The 14,970-nt window shown below is 69.5% G+C and carries 10 protein-coding genes; 1 reads left to right on the forward strand and 9 read right to left on the reverse strand.

The window, feature by feature from the left end; translation table 11 throughout:
- Positions 1-176: 176 nt before the first annotated feature.
- The 7 genes from ABD104_RS27400 to phnD form a co-directional block, all read right to left on the reverse strand.
- The gene (locus ABD104_RS27400) at positions 177-800 is read right to left on the reverse strand and encodes a PGRP and LysM peptidoglycan-binding domain-containing protein (RefSeq protein WP_343928569.1); all 624 of its coding nucleotides are present in this window, start codon (positions 798-800) and stop codon (positions 177-179) included.
- A gap of 3 nt (positions 801-803) precedes the next feature.
- Positions 804-3,074 (reverse strand): type VI secretion system tip protein TssI/VgrG, encoded by a 2,271-nt coding sequence (tssI, locus tag ABD104_RS27405; RefSeq protein WP_343928570.1) that lies wholly within the window; start codon positions 3,072-3,074, stop codon positions 804-806.
- Positions 3,075-3,079: 5 nt separating this feature from the next.
- Positions 3,080-5,731 (reverse strand): type VI secretion system ATPase TssH, encoded by a 2,652-nt coding sequence (tssH, locus tag ABD104_RS27410; RefSeq protein ID WP_165963018.1) that lies wholly within the window; start codon positions 5,729-5,731, stop codon positions 3,080-3,082.
- Positions 5,722-6,801: a type VI secretion system baseplate subunit TssG gene (gene tssG / locus ABD104_RS27415; protein WP_343928571.1), complete on the reverse strand. Its 1,080-nt coding sequence runs from the start codon at positions 6,799-6,801 to the stop codon at positions 5,722-5,724. Before tssG ends, tssH begins: the two co-directional genes overlap by 10 nt.
- Before the next feature lie 4 nt (positions 6,802-6,805).
- On the reverse strand, positions 6,806-8,638 hold the full coding sequence (gene tssF, locus ABD104_RS27420; protein ID WP_343928572.1) for a type VI secretion system baseplate subunit TssF: 1,833 nt from the start codon (positions 8,636-8,638) through the stop codon (positions 6,806-6,808).
- A gap of 108 nt (positions 8,639-8,746) precedes the next feature.
- Positions 8,747-10,600, reverse strand: coding sequence for a murein transglycosylase A (gene mltA / locus ABD104_RS27425; RefSeq protein ID WP_343928573.1), 1,854 nt, complete (start codon positions 10,598-10,600; stop codon positions 8,747-8,749).
- A gap of 123 nt (positions 10,601-10,723) precedes the next feature.
- Positions 10,724-11,746 (reverse strand): phosphate/phosphite/phosphonate ABC transporter substrate-binding protein, encoded by a 1,023-nt coding sequence (phnD, locus tag ABD104_RS27430; protein WP_343928574.1) that lies wholly within the window; start codon positions 11,744-11,746, stop codon positions 10,724-10,726.
- A 158-nt stretch (positions 11,747-11,904) separates the two neighbouring features.
- Here phnD and ABD104_RS27435 point away from each other — a divergent pair, with 158 nt between their 5' ends.
- Positions 11,905-13,797 (forward strand): ATP-binding response regulator, encoded by a 1,893-nt coding sequence (locus ABD104_RS27435; RefSeq protein WP_343928575.1) that lies wholly within the window; start codon positions 11,905-11,907, stop codon positions 13,795-13,797.
- Here ABD104_RS27435 and tssE read toward each other — a convergent pair.
- Complete coding sequence (tssE, locus tag ABD104_RS27440) at positions 13,782-14,213, reverse strand: type VI secretion system baseplate subunit TssE (protein ID WP_132979013.1); 432 nt, start codon at positions 14,211-14,213, stop codon at positions 13,782-13,784. The two genes, ABD104_RS27435 and tssE, sit on opposite strands and share 16 nt — an antisense overlap.
- 261 nt (positions 14,214-14,474) lie before the next feature.
- Positions 14,475-14,969: an Hcp family type VI secretion system effector gene (locus ABD104_RS27445; RefSeq protein WP_087840933.1), complete on the reverse strand. Its 495-nt coding sequence runs from the start codon at positions 14,967-14,969 to the stop codon at positions 14,475-14,477.
- Between the last annotated feature and the right edge of the window lies 1 nt (position 14,970).

Here is a 14,970-nt window from a genome sequence, read left to right on the forward strand (position 1 = left end):
GCCCATCCTGTCGGCCATCGTGGTCGGCGACGCCGCCGGCCAGTCCCCGCCCCGGCCACCCTGTCCCCACCGGGAAGTCCCGCGCAGCGGGACCGGCTTCGCTGCGCTCGGCCCCCCCTGCCTGCCCCCTCCGCGCCAGACAAGACCGGATCAAGAACTCGATCCCATGCAATGTCCTACACATGGAGCTCTTCCAACTTGGCGCGCGTCGCATCATCCGGCTCGCCGGTCGCCTCCAATCCATACTGGCTCTGGAAGCGCTTGAGCGCATCACGCGTGGCGTCGCCGATGCTCCCGCTCTCGCCGCCGCAATCAAACCCCAGGTTCTCCAGCCTGCGCTGCACGCCGGCGTTGTCGCTGACCGGCCGCAGCGCGCCGATGGCGATGTCGTAGACCTCGGCGCCCTCGGACAGCGTCAACGTGGCGCTGCGCGTCTCGCCCGGGATGGGATGCTCCAGCTTGCCGTCGCCGTCGGTCACGCCGTGGATCACCTTGTCGCCGAAGACCAGGGTATAGGCTTCCTTGGCGCGCGGCTCGTCCAGCACCGTCAGCCGCAGCTTGAGCTTGGTGGGCTCGCCCTTGCGCGTGAACGTGTGGCGGGCGTCCACCGGCTTGCTGACCGACTTCGTCCCCTTGTCGGGAATGAAGATCTCGTCGCCCGGCACGAGCTGGTTGGGATCCTTGCGCTTGGCGCGCAGGCCGGCGTTGTTGCCGTGTTCCCAGATCGTCTTCCACAGGAATCCGTGGTCCTTGGCGATGCTGGCGATGCTGTCGTTCTCTCTCACCGTGTAGTTGGGCATGGCTTACTCCCAGGCCGAATCGTCCAGGCCGGGGAAGCTGATCTCGCAGTTCCCCGGGTCGAGGCGCGCCACCCGGGCCACGCCTTCCTGGTCGGTGGAGCGGGTGGCGGTCTTGCCGTTGGGCAGCTTGAACTTCACGCGTTCGCCCGTCACGGGCTGGCCTTCCTCGTCCAGCAGCTGGACCTCGATGTAGTGCGTCTTGTCCTGGTTCTCTTCCGACGTCGGGTCGTGCGTCGGCTCGTCGCCGTCCCCGCCGCCCTTGAAGACCTGGCCAGGGTCGGCGCGCGTGGCCAGCGCGGCCTGCATCACCTGCATGGGGGACACCAGAGAAGCCGCGCTGCCCGAGGCCGGGCCGCCGCCGCTGTTGATCATCACCATGGGCGCCTGGATGTGGATGCCGCCGGCCGAGATGTCGATGAAGCTGCCGCCGACCTTGAGCGACAGCTTGGCGCCGGCCTCCAGCACCACGTTCATGCCGGCCTTCAGGTAGTAGCTTTGCGAAACCGATTCGCTATGGCTCTTGAAGGACTCGCCCACGCCGCCGTCCACCTTCACCGACTGCGAGCCGGCGATGGCGACGGCCTGCATGCCGGTGATCTTCAGGTGATCGTCGCCGCCTATCTCGGCCACGCGGTCCTGCTTGATCTTTTCGTGGCGGTGGCGCTTGATCTCGTCCAGCCGGTCGCGTTCGACCACCAGGTGGTCGTCGTTGCCGATGGCGGTGCGGCGGTCGTTCCCCACGCGCAGGTCCATGTCTTTCTGGGCGTTCACGAACAGTTGCTCCTCGCCCTTCTTGTCCTCGAAGCGGATCTCGTTGAAACCCTCGCCGCCCTTGCTGGACATGGTCTTGATGGTGGACTTGGTCTGTTCCGCGGGCAGCGCGTAGGGCGGCATGTTGTCGGCGTTGTAGACGCTGCCCACCACGATGGGCCGGTCCGGGTCGCCGTCCAGGAAATCGACGATGACCTCCTGGCCGATGCGCGGGATGAACATCGCGCCCCACTGCCTGCCGGCCCAGACCTGGGCCACGCGCAGCCAGCACGAACTCTTCTCGTTGCGGTGGCTGCGGCGGTCCCAGAAGAAGTGGACCTTGATGCGGCCGTACTCGTCGGTGTAGATCTCTTCGCTCTTGGGGCCGGCGACCACGGCCGTCTGCGGTCCGTTCACGCGGGCGCGGGGCGTGCGCAGCGGCGCGCGGTACGTCACCCGGTGCGGAATCACCGATATCCGGTTGCCATAGGTGCTGGCCCGCTCGCCGCCCAGGTCGCCCAGGTTGTTGGTGCCGCTGTGCTCCACCGACACGATCAGGTATTCCTCGTTCATGGCGTCGATGGGATGGTCTTCCAGCTCGAACACATAGCCCGGCGTCAGCGTGCGGACGTTGCTGGCGCCTTCCAGGGTCTCGTACTCGACTTCCTCGGCCTCGATCTCCACCCGGGTCAACTGGTCGCCGTCGGCCAGTTCGGCATAGCCGCCGGGATGGCGGTAGCGTTCGAACTCGGCGTTGTTGCCCACGCGTATCAGGGAATTGATCGAGACCCGCATATCGGTGCCGGGCTTGGTGAAGTCGTAGTCGTTGGACACGTAGCGGCCGGTGCGCGAGGCGAAGCGGCGCGACAGCCACGAGATGCCGTCGCGCTCTTCCAGCAGGATCTGCTGGTGGAAGGGCAGCGTGGCCGTCTCCAGCCTGGGGTTGTTGTCCCGGTTGTCGGTTAGCACCATGATCTCGGCGTCTTCCTCGTGGCGGAAGAAGTAATGGATGCCCGCCCTCTCCAGCAGCCGCGAGATGAAGTTGAAGGTGGTTTCCCGGTACTGGGTGCAATAGACCAGGTCCGGATAGTCCTCGGTCAGGTGCAGTTCGTAGTCCGAGAAGCTGAATTCCTTGAACAGGGCCTCGACGATCCGGGGGATGCTCTGGTTCTGGAAGATGCGCGAGTCCTCGTGCAACTGCAGAAACCAGAACCACGGCACCACGTCGCAGACGTAGCGGGTGCTGTGATTGTCGTCGTCGTTCTGGCGCGGTTCGCCGGCGCGTTCGAAGCTCGACACCCAGCCGGTCCAGTGGCGTTCGCCGTCCTCGGTGTAGACGCGCAGGGTCACGCGCTGGCCCAGCAGGGCGGACGGCTTGATGTCCTCCTGTTCCGAGGCCAGCGTCAGGTGGAAGCGGAAGGGTTCGGACAGCCTTTCGTGCCCCTCGAAGGATTCGACCAGCAACGCGTCCTCGCCCAGCGGCGTGGCCAGGTCGAACAGCCGTTCGATGGTGGAGATGGCCATGGCCGTCAGCCGATGGTGTAGGCGAAGCCGCCGTCGGTCCCGATGCCGGCGCCGATGCGGGAGATCGGCTCGGCCGCGCCCATGCGGGCCAGCACGAGATCGGCCACCTCGGGCAACAGGGTGCCGGTCAGGATGTTGTCGATGTTGCGGGCGCCGGAGTCGACCTCGGTGCAGCGCTGCGCGATCGCGTCCACCAGCGCCTCGTCGTACTCGAACGCCGCCGCGTGATTGGCGCGTATGCGGCGGGCGATCTTGTCCAGCTTCAGCCGCACGATGCGCTTCATGTTCTCGTCGCGCAGCGGATAGTAGGGAACGAGCGCGCAGCGGCCCAGGAACGCGGGCTTGAAGGTTTCCTGCAGGTCGGGCCGCAGCAGCTCCAGCAGCTCGTCCACGGGCGGCCGGATGCGGCCGTTGTCGCTGGCCTGCATGATGAGGTCGGTGCCGGCGTTCGAGGTCAGGATGATCAGCGTGTTGCGGAAGTCGATCTCGCGCCCTTCGCCGTCTTCCATGTTGCCTTTGTCGAACACCTGGAAGAACAGCTCCAGCACGTCGGGGTGGGCTTTCTCGATCTCGTCCAGCAGCACGACGCTGTAGGGCCGCCGGCGGACCGCCTCGGTCAGGACGCCGCCCTCGCCGTAGCCCACGTAGCCCGGCGGCGAGCCTTTCAGGCTGGAGACGGTGTGCGCCTCCTGGTATTCGGACATGTTGATGGTGATCATGTTGCGCTCGCCGCCGTACAGGATGTCGGCCAGCGCGATGGCGGTCTCGGTCTTGCCCACGCCGCTGGTGCCCACCAGCAGGAACACGCCCTTGGGCTTGTTCGGGTCCTCCAGGTTCGCGCGCGAAGTGCGCACGCGCTGCGCGATGGCGCGCAGGGCATGGTCCTGGCCGATCACGCGTTCGGCCAGCAGCGTGTCCAGCCGGCGCACCGCGTCGATCTCGTCGGCCACCATGCGGCCCACCGGGATCCCTGTCCAGCCGGCGATCACTTCGGCCACCGCGTTGCCGTCCACCAGCGCGTGGACCATGGGCGCATCGCCTTGCGCGGCGCGCAGTTCGGCGCGCAGCCGGTCCAGTTCCTGCGCGGCGCCGGCGCGCTCGGGGGCGTCGGCCGGCAGGCCGGCCAGCGCATCCAGCCGGGTGCCGATCTCGGCCACCAGCTTGCGCTCTGCCGCCCATTTTTCCTTCAGGCGCTCCAGGGCGGACTGGACCTGTGCCGTGTCGGCCGCGATCTCCGCCAGGCGGCAGGCATGGTCCAGGCCCGTGGCGGCCTCCGACTCCAGTTGCGTGCGCTCGGTAGCCAGCGCCTCCAGCCTGCGCTGGGCGTCTTCCACCGCGGCCGGCGTGGCATGCTGGCCGACCGCGATCTTGGCGCAGGCCGTGTCCAGCACGCTGACGGCCTTGTCCGGCAACTGCCGCCCCGCCACGTAGCGCGACGACAGCTTCACGGCATCGGCCACGGCCTCGTCCAGGATGCGCACGCCGTGGTGCTTCGCCATGGCCGCCGCCACGCCGCGCAGCATGCCGACGGCCTTGGCGTCGGCGGGCTCCTCCACCTTGATCACCTGGAAGCGGCGGGTCAGCGCGGCGTCCTTCTCGAAGTATTTCTTGTATTCGCTCCACGTGGTGGCGGCGATGGTGCGCATCTCGCCCCGGGCCAGGGCCGGCTTGAGCAGGTTGGCCGCGTCGTTCTGGCCGGCCGCGCCGCCCGCGCCGATCAGCGTATGCGCCTCGTCGATGAACATGACGATGGGCTTGGGGCTGCGCTTGACCTCGTCGATCACGCCCTTGAGCCGGTTCTCGAATTCGCCCTTGACGCTGGCCCCCGCCTGCAGCAGGCCCAGGTCCAGCGACAGCAGCGTCACCCCGCGCAGCACGGGCGGCACGTCGTCGGCCACGATGCGGGCCGCCAGGCCCTCGACCACGGCGGTCTTGCCCACCCCCGGCTCGCCGGTCAGGATGGGGTTGTTCTGGCGCCGCCGCGACAGCACGTCCACCATCAGCCGTATTTCCTCGTCGCGGCCCAGCACCGGGTCCAGGTGGCCCTCGCGCGCCCGTTGCGTCAGGTCTATGCAGAAGCGGTCCAGGTTGGGCGTCGCGCTGGGCTTGCCGCCTGCGCCATCGGCCGCCGGCGCCTGGTCGGCCGGTGCGCCGGTGTCGCCCAGCGCCAGGGCGTCGCGCGCTTCCACCGACGCCGCGGCGATGGCGTGGAAGTTCTGCTGCAGCGATTCCAGGTTGATGCCCTGCAGCGACTTGATGGCGGGCGCCAGCAGGCGCCTGAGGTCGGCATCCGCCAGCAGCGCGATCAGCAGATGGCCGCTGCGTATCCTGGCCTCGCCGTATTCCACCGACGCGAACACCCAGGCGCGTTCCAGCAGCAGCGGCAGATGGGGCGACAGCGCCGGCGTGCGCGAGTTGCCGGTCTTGAAGGTATCCAGCGCGCGGTCCAGTTCCTTGCGCGCCTGGTCGGGGGGGACGTCGAACTGGCGCAGGATGCGCGTGACGTCCGTGTTCTCGGTCTCGAGCAGCTTGGACAGCAGGTGCTCGATCTCGACGTCGTAGTGGGTACGCGACAGGCACAGGCCGGCCGCTCCCTCCATGGCGCCCTTGCATACGCCGTTCAGGCGTCCCACCAAAGCCCGCAGGTTCACCGCCATGACTGGCCTCCCGTTGCGCTGAATTGAAATTCGCAGTCGTCCGCCGGCCGCGCGCTGCGCCGCCCGCCCAGCCAGGTGTTCCAGCCCAGGCGGGCGGCATCCGTGGTGGCGCCGCCCAGCCGCAGCGGCCTGACTTCGTCGGCGCGGACCGCCAGCCGGATGCGCAGGTCCAGCGCCAGCCCGGTCATGAACCGCGCCAGCTCCACCGTGCCGTCCAGCCAGCCCGCGCGCTTGTCCGGCGGTGGCAGCAACTGCTCGAAATGGCGGCGCCGCAGCGGTCCCACCCGCAGCCGCAGCGTGCTCTGCCGGTCCCAGAAGCGGCTGCCCAGCACGCATTGCCGCCCCAGCGTCGCGGCCTGCCGGCCCAGGCGCGTGCGGTCGCCGGCCGGCACCTCCTGCCAGGTGCCGACGCAGCTTTCCACCGCGACCGGCGCGCGCAGGTAGTCGCTCATGACCTGGGCCAGCGACCCGGCGCCGTGCGGCCGCTGCGACAGCAGGCCGGCGTAGTAGCCCAGCGCCGCGCCGGGCAGCGGGCGCCGCCGCGCCCGGGACCCTGCCGCGCGGCGCGGAAACAGGCTGCCGTAAAGATGGGGCGTGCCCATGCCGATCAGGTCGTAGACGTGCCGGTGCACGCCCGACTCGGCATCCGATTCCAGCGCGACCTCGGGGCGATGGCGGGCCCAGGCGCGCCAGAACAGTTCGATCAGCCGGTGGTTGAACAGGTCCAGGAAATCCTGCGCGGCCGGATCCCGCGCCTGGCGCAGGGCCATCAGCCACTCGGTGTAGTGGCGGGGCAGGACGCCCGATGGGCCGGCCAGGCCCATGAAGTTCACCCGCATCAGCTGCGGTCCGTCGGCGCCGGCCCACGCCGGCCGGTCGATGGAGGCGATCTCGTTCGGCGGGAAAAACAGGCCCAGCGTGGCGCCGAAGCGCAGGGCGTCCGGAGGGATCGCGCGCGTCCCCGCCGGCATGCCGGCGCCGCGCAGCAGCAGCCGCACGGCCTGGAAGAAGCCATATCGCTCCGGATGCGCTTGCAGCAGGGCCAGGTGGCTGTGGACGGGAGCGGCCATGGCGCTACACCAGGTGCTGGTTGCCCGAGCGCGGGGCGAAGGTGGCCATGGCGGCTTCGCGCTGCAAGGTGCGCACGGTCAGCCGGGTCCAGGAATTCGCCGTGCAGTACAGCCCGAAGAAACGGTCGAGCACGCAGGCCAGCAGGTAGACGCCCGAGCCCACGTACTGGCTTTCGTCGAAGGTCAGGGTGATGTCCGTGCCGCGCACGAAGGCCTGGCGCGGCGCCGCGCCCACGCGTGCGACCGAGGGCGCGCCGGCCACGTCCACGATGCCGGCGATCTGCTTGCGCAGGCTGGCCGAGTCGGTGAAGTTGTACAGGCTCAGTATCTCCAGCAGCGCTTCGCGTCCGCCCTCGACGATGGACAGATGGTTCAGCGCCAGGTGGGAGATCAGCCGCCACTGGTTGGCCAGGCGCATGGGCGCGCGCCAGGTGGCGGTGGGCTTCTTCAGCAGCCGCGCGCCGGAAACGGCGCCGGCGTCCTCGAGTTGCAGATTGCTGTCCTCGCCGCCGAAGGGCAGGAGCGCCGGCAGGTCGCGGTTGGTGCAGGTCAGCATGATGGACAGCGTGTCCACCGACGGCACGCTGGGATCCATGTCCTTGTCGACCAGCGCGATGCGCATGTCCGTGCCCTCGTCCGACGGCTGCGACGAAGGGACCCGGCGGGCGATCCAGTAGGTGCCGGGCTCCTGCTCCAGGCCGTGCGCCACCGAGAAGAAGGGCAGGAACTCCCGCACGTGCTCCTGCGACACGCCGCGGGTGTGCCGGCGCACGCCGTCCACCGAATAGACCTCGAGTCCCAGCGGACGCCGCACGTCGGGGATCACGGGATATTCGTGCAGCTCGTGCGTCAGCCGCACCGGTTCGGCCGGTTGCGAGAAAAGATTGACGATGGGCGTGCAATGCAGCCTGAAGGTATCGCGGCCCACCGTCTGCTCCAGCCGGCCCAGGCGCTCCTGGCGGCCGAAGGGCGCGAGCAGGAAGCGTATCTCGATGCCGCGGGCGAAGCGGCGCAGGTCCAGGCCGGCCAGGTCCACGAACAGGAATTTCTCCGGCAGGACGAAGTATTCCTGGATCAGCCGGTAGCCCAGGAACGAGCGGGGATCGTAGTCCAGCAGCCCTTCGCCCTCGCCGAAGCCCACCGGACGCAGGCAGGAGGCGGGCAGCTCCAGCGGCTCGGCCGCGGGCTGTCCCTCGGCCGCCGCGATCTGCACCCGGCTGGTACTGTTGAGCAGCAGTTCGTGCAGCGCATGCACCAGCGGGCTTTCGCCATCCAGGTAGAAGCGCAGCGTGTCGACGCCCAGCTGGGCGAAGCTGGCCTGGCCGCGGGTCTCCACGCGCACGCTGATGGTGGCGGCCGTCTCCGCGCCGCGCAGCGCGAAGGCCGAGCGTTCGATGGATTCACAGCGGGCGGCCGTGACCTCCAGCGGCCAGACCTCCACCGGCCAGGCATTGCGGTAGCGCACGGGCTCGCCCTGCACGGGGCGCGTCAACAGCGTGGTGCCGCGCTCGACGCGCTGCGCGCCGCTCAGCTCCGCGCCCGGCGCCAGCAGCAACTGGGCGATGGACATCGAAGGCACGGGCCGCAGGAAGTGCGGATACAGCACCGACAGGAAAGCCTCGGTGATCTGCGGGAAATCGTCGTCCAGCTTCTTGTGGATACGCGAGGCGATGAAGGCGAAGGACTCGATCAGGCGTTCGACGTGAGGGTCTTCGTAGACATCGCCGTCCAGCAGCAGCCGCGCCGCGATCTTGGGATAGCGCGCGGCGAACTCCTTCGAGAGCTTGCGCAGATGCGTGAGCTCGTCTTCGTAGTAGGGAAGGAGTTCCTCGAGCATGGGCGGACGATCCGGCGCGTTGGAGCATGCAGTCTAGGAGGGGACGGCGGCCCCGGCCATTCGTCGAATGGCCTATTACTCGTGGCATCCGGCGGGTGCCGAGATGTCCTACTGCTCCACGCAGTTGTCCGGATCGGGAACCACGCATTCGGCCAGCACCGCCGGGCCGCCCAGCGAGCGCGTGCGCACCGCGGCCGTCATGGCCGCGGTCTGGAGATCTCGCGGCAATAGCAGCCACATCCGGCCGGTTTCCTTCATGCGCGCGGCCCGGTCGCCGGCCGTGGGGCCGAAGCCCCAGAAGTAGTCGGCGCGCACCGTGCCGCGTATGGCGCCGCCGGTGTCCTGCGCGAACATCAGCCGGTTGACGGTGCCGGCCGCGGGAGAAGGGTCGCCGGTGGATACGAAGACCGGGTAGCCCAGGGGCGTGGTGCGCGGATCCACCGCGATGGAGCGGCCCGCCGTCAGCGGCACGCCCAGCGCGCCCAGCGGACCTTGCGGGCCATCGGGGATCAGCCGAAAGAAAACGTAGCTGGGGTCGGGGATGCCGGTTGCCTGCCCGGCCCCGCCCATGGCGGCGGGCGCGGCGGGGGACGCATCCGCGGGCGTGGCGGGCGCGGGGTTCGCGGCGGGCCGCGCCGGCGCCTTTCCGCCCAGCGCCGCGATGATGGCCGCGACGTCCGGATCGGGGGCCGCGGGCCGGCTGGCCGGCGAGGCGGCGGCAGAAGGCGTGGCCACGGGCATCGCGGCGGCAGGCGAGGGCGCGGCCGGGCGCGCCGGCGTCCCGTTGCCGCGCCCCTGCAAGGCGGCGATGATGCGCGCCACGTCGGGATCGCGCTGGATGGCCGGGGCGGCACGCGGGCTTGCCACCGGCTGCAAGGCCGACGAGGTGGCGGCGGCGCTGCCGCCTCCCAGCGCCAGGCCGCGAGTCTTGATCGCCGCGCCGACGGTGGCGGTGTCGGCGCTCGATGCCTGCGGCAGGAAAGGATGGCCGTTCTGCTCGCCATAGGCCACGCGCAGGGTTTCGCCGCTTGCCAGCCGGATCTTGCCGGAGCCCTGGATCTGCAGCGAATACAGCGCATAGGCATCGTTCACCCAGGCCAGCACCTGCGCGTCCAGCGCGCGCCGCTCGATGTCCTGGCGCGACCAGTACGGCACGATGCGGCTGCCCTCGACCCGCACGCGATAGCGTTTGTCGCGGATACCCGGCGTCAGTCCGCCCATGTCCACGTCGTACTGGCGCGCCCCGGGCGAGCCGGGGGCGGCGGGCGTCAGCCGGCGGTCGTCCAGCCGCAGCCACTGCCGCTTGCCCGCGGCCGCCACCTGCGCGTCCAGGAACAGCAGGTCGGCCGGCACGCCGTGGACGGGGTAGGGGTAGCGGGAACTGCGCGTGCGGCTGCCTTCCAGCAGCGGTTCGTAGTAGCCGGTGATGACGCCTTCGTCGCTCTGGTCCGGGTTCTGCATGGAATAGGCGTGGAAGCGCTGTTCGAAGAAGGCGCGGATGCCGCCATCGTCCGTGGCCGCGATGCGGCCGGCCGCCGCGCACAGCTCATCCCAGACCGGTTTCTTGCCCAGCGCCAGGCAGCTCTGGCGGAAGGCGCTCAGGCTCTCGCGCGCCGAGTCGGCCGACCAGCCGGGCAGGGCCGAGAACGGCACCGGCTCGAAGCGCGCGTACCGGGTGGAGAAAGGCGTGCCCAGGCCCTCTGGCTGCGGCTGCGCGGGCGCACCGCCGTCCGTGGCGGGAGGCGCGGCGGCTGCCGCGGGACGGGCGGCGGCCGCGGGCGACGGCGCCGGTGGCATCGGTGGCGTGGGCGCGGTCGCCGCGGCCGTGGGCACGGCGGGCGGCGGCTGCCGCGTGGCCGGCGCGGTGCAGGCGGCCAAGGCCAGCAGGCCGGCACCGGCGGCGGCCGTCATGGTCAGCCCCCGGGGCGGGGCCACACGAACGTGGCTGGTCTCGGGCGTCATGGCGCTTCTCCCGACAGGATCCTGGCCATGCAGTGTGACGCCGCGCCGGCGTCCGTTCCATACCACTTAGGGCGTAGGACCCATCCCCGGCCTGTGCGAGCCTCCCTTCAGCGGGAGGCGGCCCTAGGGAGAAGAGGCCGCGAGCCGCTGCTGTTGTTCCCCATATTCGGCGGCCAGCCGCGCCAGCCGGGATTGCCGCGCCTGTTCCGAGACCCACTGGCCCTGGAGGGCCTGGCGCTGCGCGAGCTGGTATTCCAATCGCAATACCTGCACCAGCACCCGGTTGTCGGCGGGCGGGAAGCCGGCCAGTCCGTGCAGCCGGCCCAGCACCACGCGCTCGGCGTCGGCGCGCGCGCCGGCGCCATGGCCGTAGCCGCTCAGGAAGGTGCGGACCCTGTCGCGCATCGCGTCGGGGAAGCCTCGTTGCATGACGATGGCGCCATGGGGAATCAGGTCCGATTCCCAGATGATCTTCAGTTTCGCCGCTTCCTGGGGGAAGTGGGAGCGGAAGCGATCCAGGTCGGCGGTGTTGTTGGTGGCCACGTCCACATCGCCGTTGGCCACCGCCAGCGCCGTGCCCTGGTGGCCGTCCACGAGTTCGCTGGGGAAATGGCGTTCGATCGCGATGCCGCGGGGCGCGAACAACTGCAGCTGGGGAATGACGTAGCCCGACATCGATTGCGTCTCGCCCATGCCCAGGCGCCACTTGCCGGGCTGGTTCAGCACGTCGTCCAGGCTCTGGATGGGGCCGTCCTTGCGCACGATCAGGACCGAGCGGTAGCCGGGCAGTCCGTCCGGCCGCACCACCTGGTTCAGCACCGTCATCCCGTATTGCAGCACGGCTTCGAGTGCGAGCTTGCCCGACACGAAGGCCAGGTCCACGCGGTTTTCCTGCATGGCCAGGCGCAGGCCTTCGTAGGAAGTAAAGGACAGGGCGACGACGGGCCGGCCCACCGAGGCGCCCATGTCGTCCAGCAGCGGCTTCCAGTCCTGGCGCGATTCCAGCGCGCCGCCCAGCGGCAGCACGCCGAAACGCAGCGCGGCCTCCTGTGCCCACGACATGCCCGGCAGGACGGCCAGCGTGATGCTGGCGAGCAGCAGCGCGAACGACATCCGGCGGACGAGGAACTGGGCGAGCGTGGACACGGTAACGGGAGCGTGAATCGGGGCATCGGATCATCGCACCAACCCGCGCGGACAGAAAGAGACGACATATTTGGCAACAGAATCTGCAAGAATCGAATTCGCTTGTCTTGGCGAACGGGGCTATCCACAATCACGAGACCTTCACTATCCGTCTCCGCATGGCCGCGCCGTCGCGTCTCGCCGATCTTTCCCGCCGCTCCGTCGGCAGCGTGCCGCTTGCCGTGCGGCTGATGCTGCTCAGCCTGGTGCCGGCCGCGGTGGCCATCCTGTTGGCCATGTCGGTGCTGGCCCGCCATCACCTGACCGAGCTGACCGAGCTGACCGAGAACAACGCGCGGGCGGTGGCCCGGCAGGTTGCCACGCTGTCGCGCACGCCGCTGATGCGCATGGACCGCCGCGCGCTGCTCAACGCCGCGCGCGTGGGCAGCCAGCAGCCGGGCGTCAGGCAGGTGCAGATACGCACCCTGGATGGCGAGATCGTGGCCCAGTCGGGGTTCTGGACCAAGCCCACCGATCCGCCGGGACTGGAGGTGCTCGAACCCATAGATAGCGAAGAATCGGCGCGCGCCGGCGAAGTCATGGTCGAATTCGACCTGGAATCCATCGCCGCGGCGCGCCGCAACCTGTGGTCCACCCTGGCAGCGTTGCTGGGCGCCTGCCTGCTGGGCGTGGGCATCGCCGGATGGTGGGCGGCGCGGCGCATCAGCGCTCCCATACGCAAGCTGGCCGAGGTCGTCGACCGGCTGGGCGAGGGCGAGGAGGTCGAGGTCGAGACCGGCGCCACCGCCGAGGTCGGCCGCCTGCAGCACGGGTTCAAGGTGGCGGCCCAGGCGCTGGCGGACAGCCGCAAGACCATGGAGAGCCAGATCGCCCAGGCCACCCAGGAACTGGCCCTGAAGAACGCCCAGCTGGAAGCCGCCAACCAGGGCAAGACGCGTCTGCTGGCCGCGGCCAGCCACGACCTGCGCCAGCCCCTGCATGCGCTCACGCTGTTCGCCGATGCCCTGCGCTCGGACGAGACCGACCCGCCGCGCCTGGCCTGCATCGCCTCCATCCAGGAGTGCGTGCATTCGCTGGACCGCCTGTTCTCCGAACTGCTCAACCTGTCCCAGATCGACGCGGGCGCGGTGCGCGTGCAGCGTGCCGTGTTCCCGCTCGATCGCCTGTTCGACGACATCAGCCGCAACTTCCGCCCCCAGGCCGAGGAACAGGGGCTGCGGCTGGTCGTGCGCAAGACCGACGCCTGGGTCGATTGCGACTACGTCATGCTGTCGCGCATCCTGAACAACCTGGTCAGCAACGCGCTGCGCCACACCACGCAGGGCGGCGTGCTGGTCGGCGCCCGCCGGGACGGCGCGGGAGGCCTGCGCATAGGCGTGTGGGACACGGGCGTGGGCATCGCGCCCGAGCACCAGCAAAAGGTATTCGAGGAGTTCTACCAGGTGGACGCGTCCAGTTCGCGCGGATCGCGCGGGCTGGGCCTGGGCCTGGCCACGGTGCGCCGCCTGTGCGACCTGCTGCACATGCCGCTGCGGCTGCAATCCCGCGTGGGCCGGGGCACGGTGGTGTCGGTGGTCGCGCCGCAGGCGGCTCCCGCCGAGGCACCGCTCCCCTGCCCGGCGCAGGGCGCCAAGGTGGATTTCACGGGCATGTTCATGCTCGTGATCGACGACGAGCCCAATATCCTCGAAGGGCTGTCGCTGGTGCTGCGCAACTGGGGCGCCGAGGTGGCCGTGGCCGAAAGCCGGTCGCAGGTGCTGGCGCTGGCGCAGCAGTGGACGCGGCCGCCCGACGTGATCATTACCGACCTGTTGCTGCGCGATGGCGAGAACGGGCTCGAGGTGCTGCGCGCGCTCGACGCGCATCCCGGCATGCGCGGCCGCCGCGCGGCGCGCCTGCTGGTCACCGGCGAGACCAAGCCGGACCGGCTGCGCGAGATCGCCGACGCCGGTGTCGCGGTGCTGCACAAACCGGTGACCAGCGAAGTGCTCAGGCAGGCGCTGGCGACCGTGCTGCGCGATGCGCGTGGCGACCGCTACTTGACGGCATAGGCCTGGGTATTGAGCTGCAGCACCGCGTCGAACTGCACTTTCTCGCGGTCGGGACCCAGCGACAGCAGGGCATCCACCTTGAAGCGCAGCACGCGCTCGTACTGGCGGGGAGCCTCCAGCCCCACCCTGACGCGGGAGAGGCGGCTCTCGTGCTGCGTAATGGCCGCCTCCAGCGCGCGCCGTATCCGGTCGCGATCGTGCGGGCTGAGCAGGCTGTAGGACGAGAAATCGGGAATGCCGTAGGTCAGCGACGACTTGCGGCATTCGGCATAGGCTTGCGGAATCAGGCGCGCGCCTTCCGAGCGCGTGTTCAGCAGCGCTTCCAGGTCGCGCGAGACGGCCTCGCGCAGCGCGTAGATATCGGCGCGGCCGCTGTCGGCCGACGCCGATTCCAGACGTTCGATCAGGCTCTTCATAAGGGGAGCCCACCCCCTACCCGCTGACGCGGGCCCCCTCAAGGGGGCGGCGCTGGCGGACCGGCAAAGCCGGATCCGCGGCGCCCTGGGTCTAGTACCGGTTTCTTGGTACGCCACACCGTTGCTGCCGCTGGCAGCCAACGAAGGACGGTGCCACAAACCAAGAAACCCGCACTAGACCCAGGATGCGGTGGATCCGGCTTTGCCGGTCCACCCGCATCGCCCCCTGGGGGGCGCGCGTAAGCGCGTAGGGGGGGACCTCTACACCTTCACGTTCTTCTTCAAGTCCCAGCCCGCGGACGCGTTGCCCGACGACTTCCCGTCGATGCCTATCTTGCTGTAGGTCATCTCGATCTTGCCGAAGCCCAGCGCGACGGCTTCCAGCGGTACGTCCTGCGTATTATCGGAGGCGCCGTCGCGGTTGACCGAGGTCACGATCACGTCGGTCAGCTTGTACTCCATGTACTTCTCTTTCTGGCCGCCGGCGCGGTTCAGCGTGATGGTCGCCTTGGGAATGGTGGCCCCGGTGCAGCAGTATTCGAACAGCTTGGGGCTGGCGATGTCCAGGTTGTGCAGGAAGGTGAAGTTCTTCACCTCGACCCGCGCCGATCCGAGGTTGCCCGACGACGATGCGGTGTTCGACTGGGGCTGGGACGCGCCGAAGCCGTAGTTCTGGATCTCGATCCAGTCCTTGTGCTTCTCGTCCGTGCTTTCCCCCTTGATCCCTTCAAGCTGGATGAATGCGTCGAATGCCATG

The organism is Pigmentiphaga daeguensis, from assembly GCF_039523035.1.
In the GTDB taxonomy this organism is placed as follows: domain Bacteria; phylum Pseudomonadota; class Gammaproteobacteria; order Burkholderiales; family Burkholderiaceae_B; genus Pigmentiphaga; species Pigmentiphaga daeguensis.

Bases quoted from the DNA above. Each gene is read 5' to 3' on its own strand.
- ABD104_RS27435 (WP_343928575.1), top strand. From the start codon at position 11,905: ATGGCCGCGCCGTCGCGTCTCGCCGATCTTTCCCGCCGCTCCGTCGGC.
- ABD104_RS27400 (WP_343928569.1), bottom strand. From the start codon at position 800: ATGCCCAACTACACGGTGAGAGAGAACGACAGCATCGCCAGCATCGCC.
- mltA (WP_343928573.1), bottom strand. From the start codon at position 10,600: ATGACGCCCGAGACCAGCCACGTTCGTGTGGCCCCGCCCCGGGGGCTG.
- tssG (WP_343928571.1), bottom strand. From the start codon at position 6,801: ATGGCCGCTCCCGTCCACAGCCACCTGGCCCTGCTGCAAGCGCATCCG.
- tssH (WP_165963018.1), bottom strand. From the start codon at position 5,731: ATGGCGGTGAACCTGCGGGCTTTGGTGGGACGCCTGAACGGCGTATGC.
- tssE (WP_132979013.1), bottom strand. From the start codon at position 14,213: ATGAAGAGCCTGATCGAACGTCTGGAATCGGCGTCGGCCGACAGCGGC.
- ABD104_RS27445 (WP_087840933.1), bottom strand. From the start codon at position 14,969: ATGGCATTCGACGCATTCATCCAGCTTGAAGGGATCAAGGGGGAAAGC.
- tssI (WP_343928570.1), bottom strand. From the start codon at position 3,074: ATGGCCATCTCCACCATCGAACGGCTGTTCGACCTGGCCACGCCGCTG.
- tssF (WP_343928572.1), bottom strand. From the start codon at position 8,638: ATGCTCGAGGAACTCCTTCCCTACTACGAAGACGAGCTCACGCATCTG.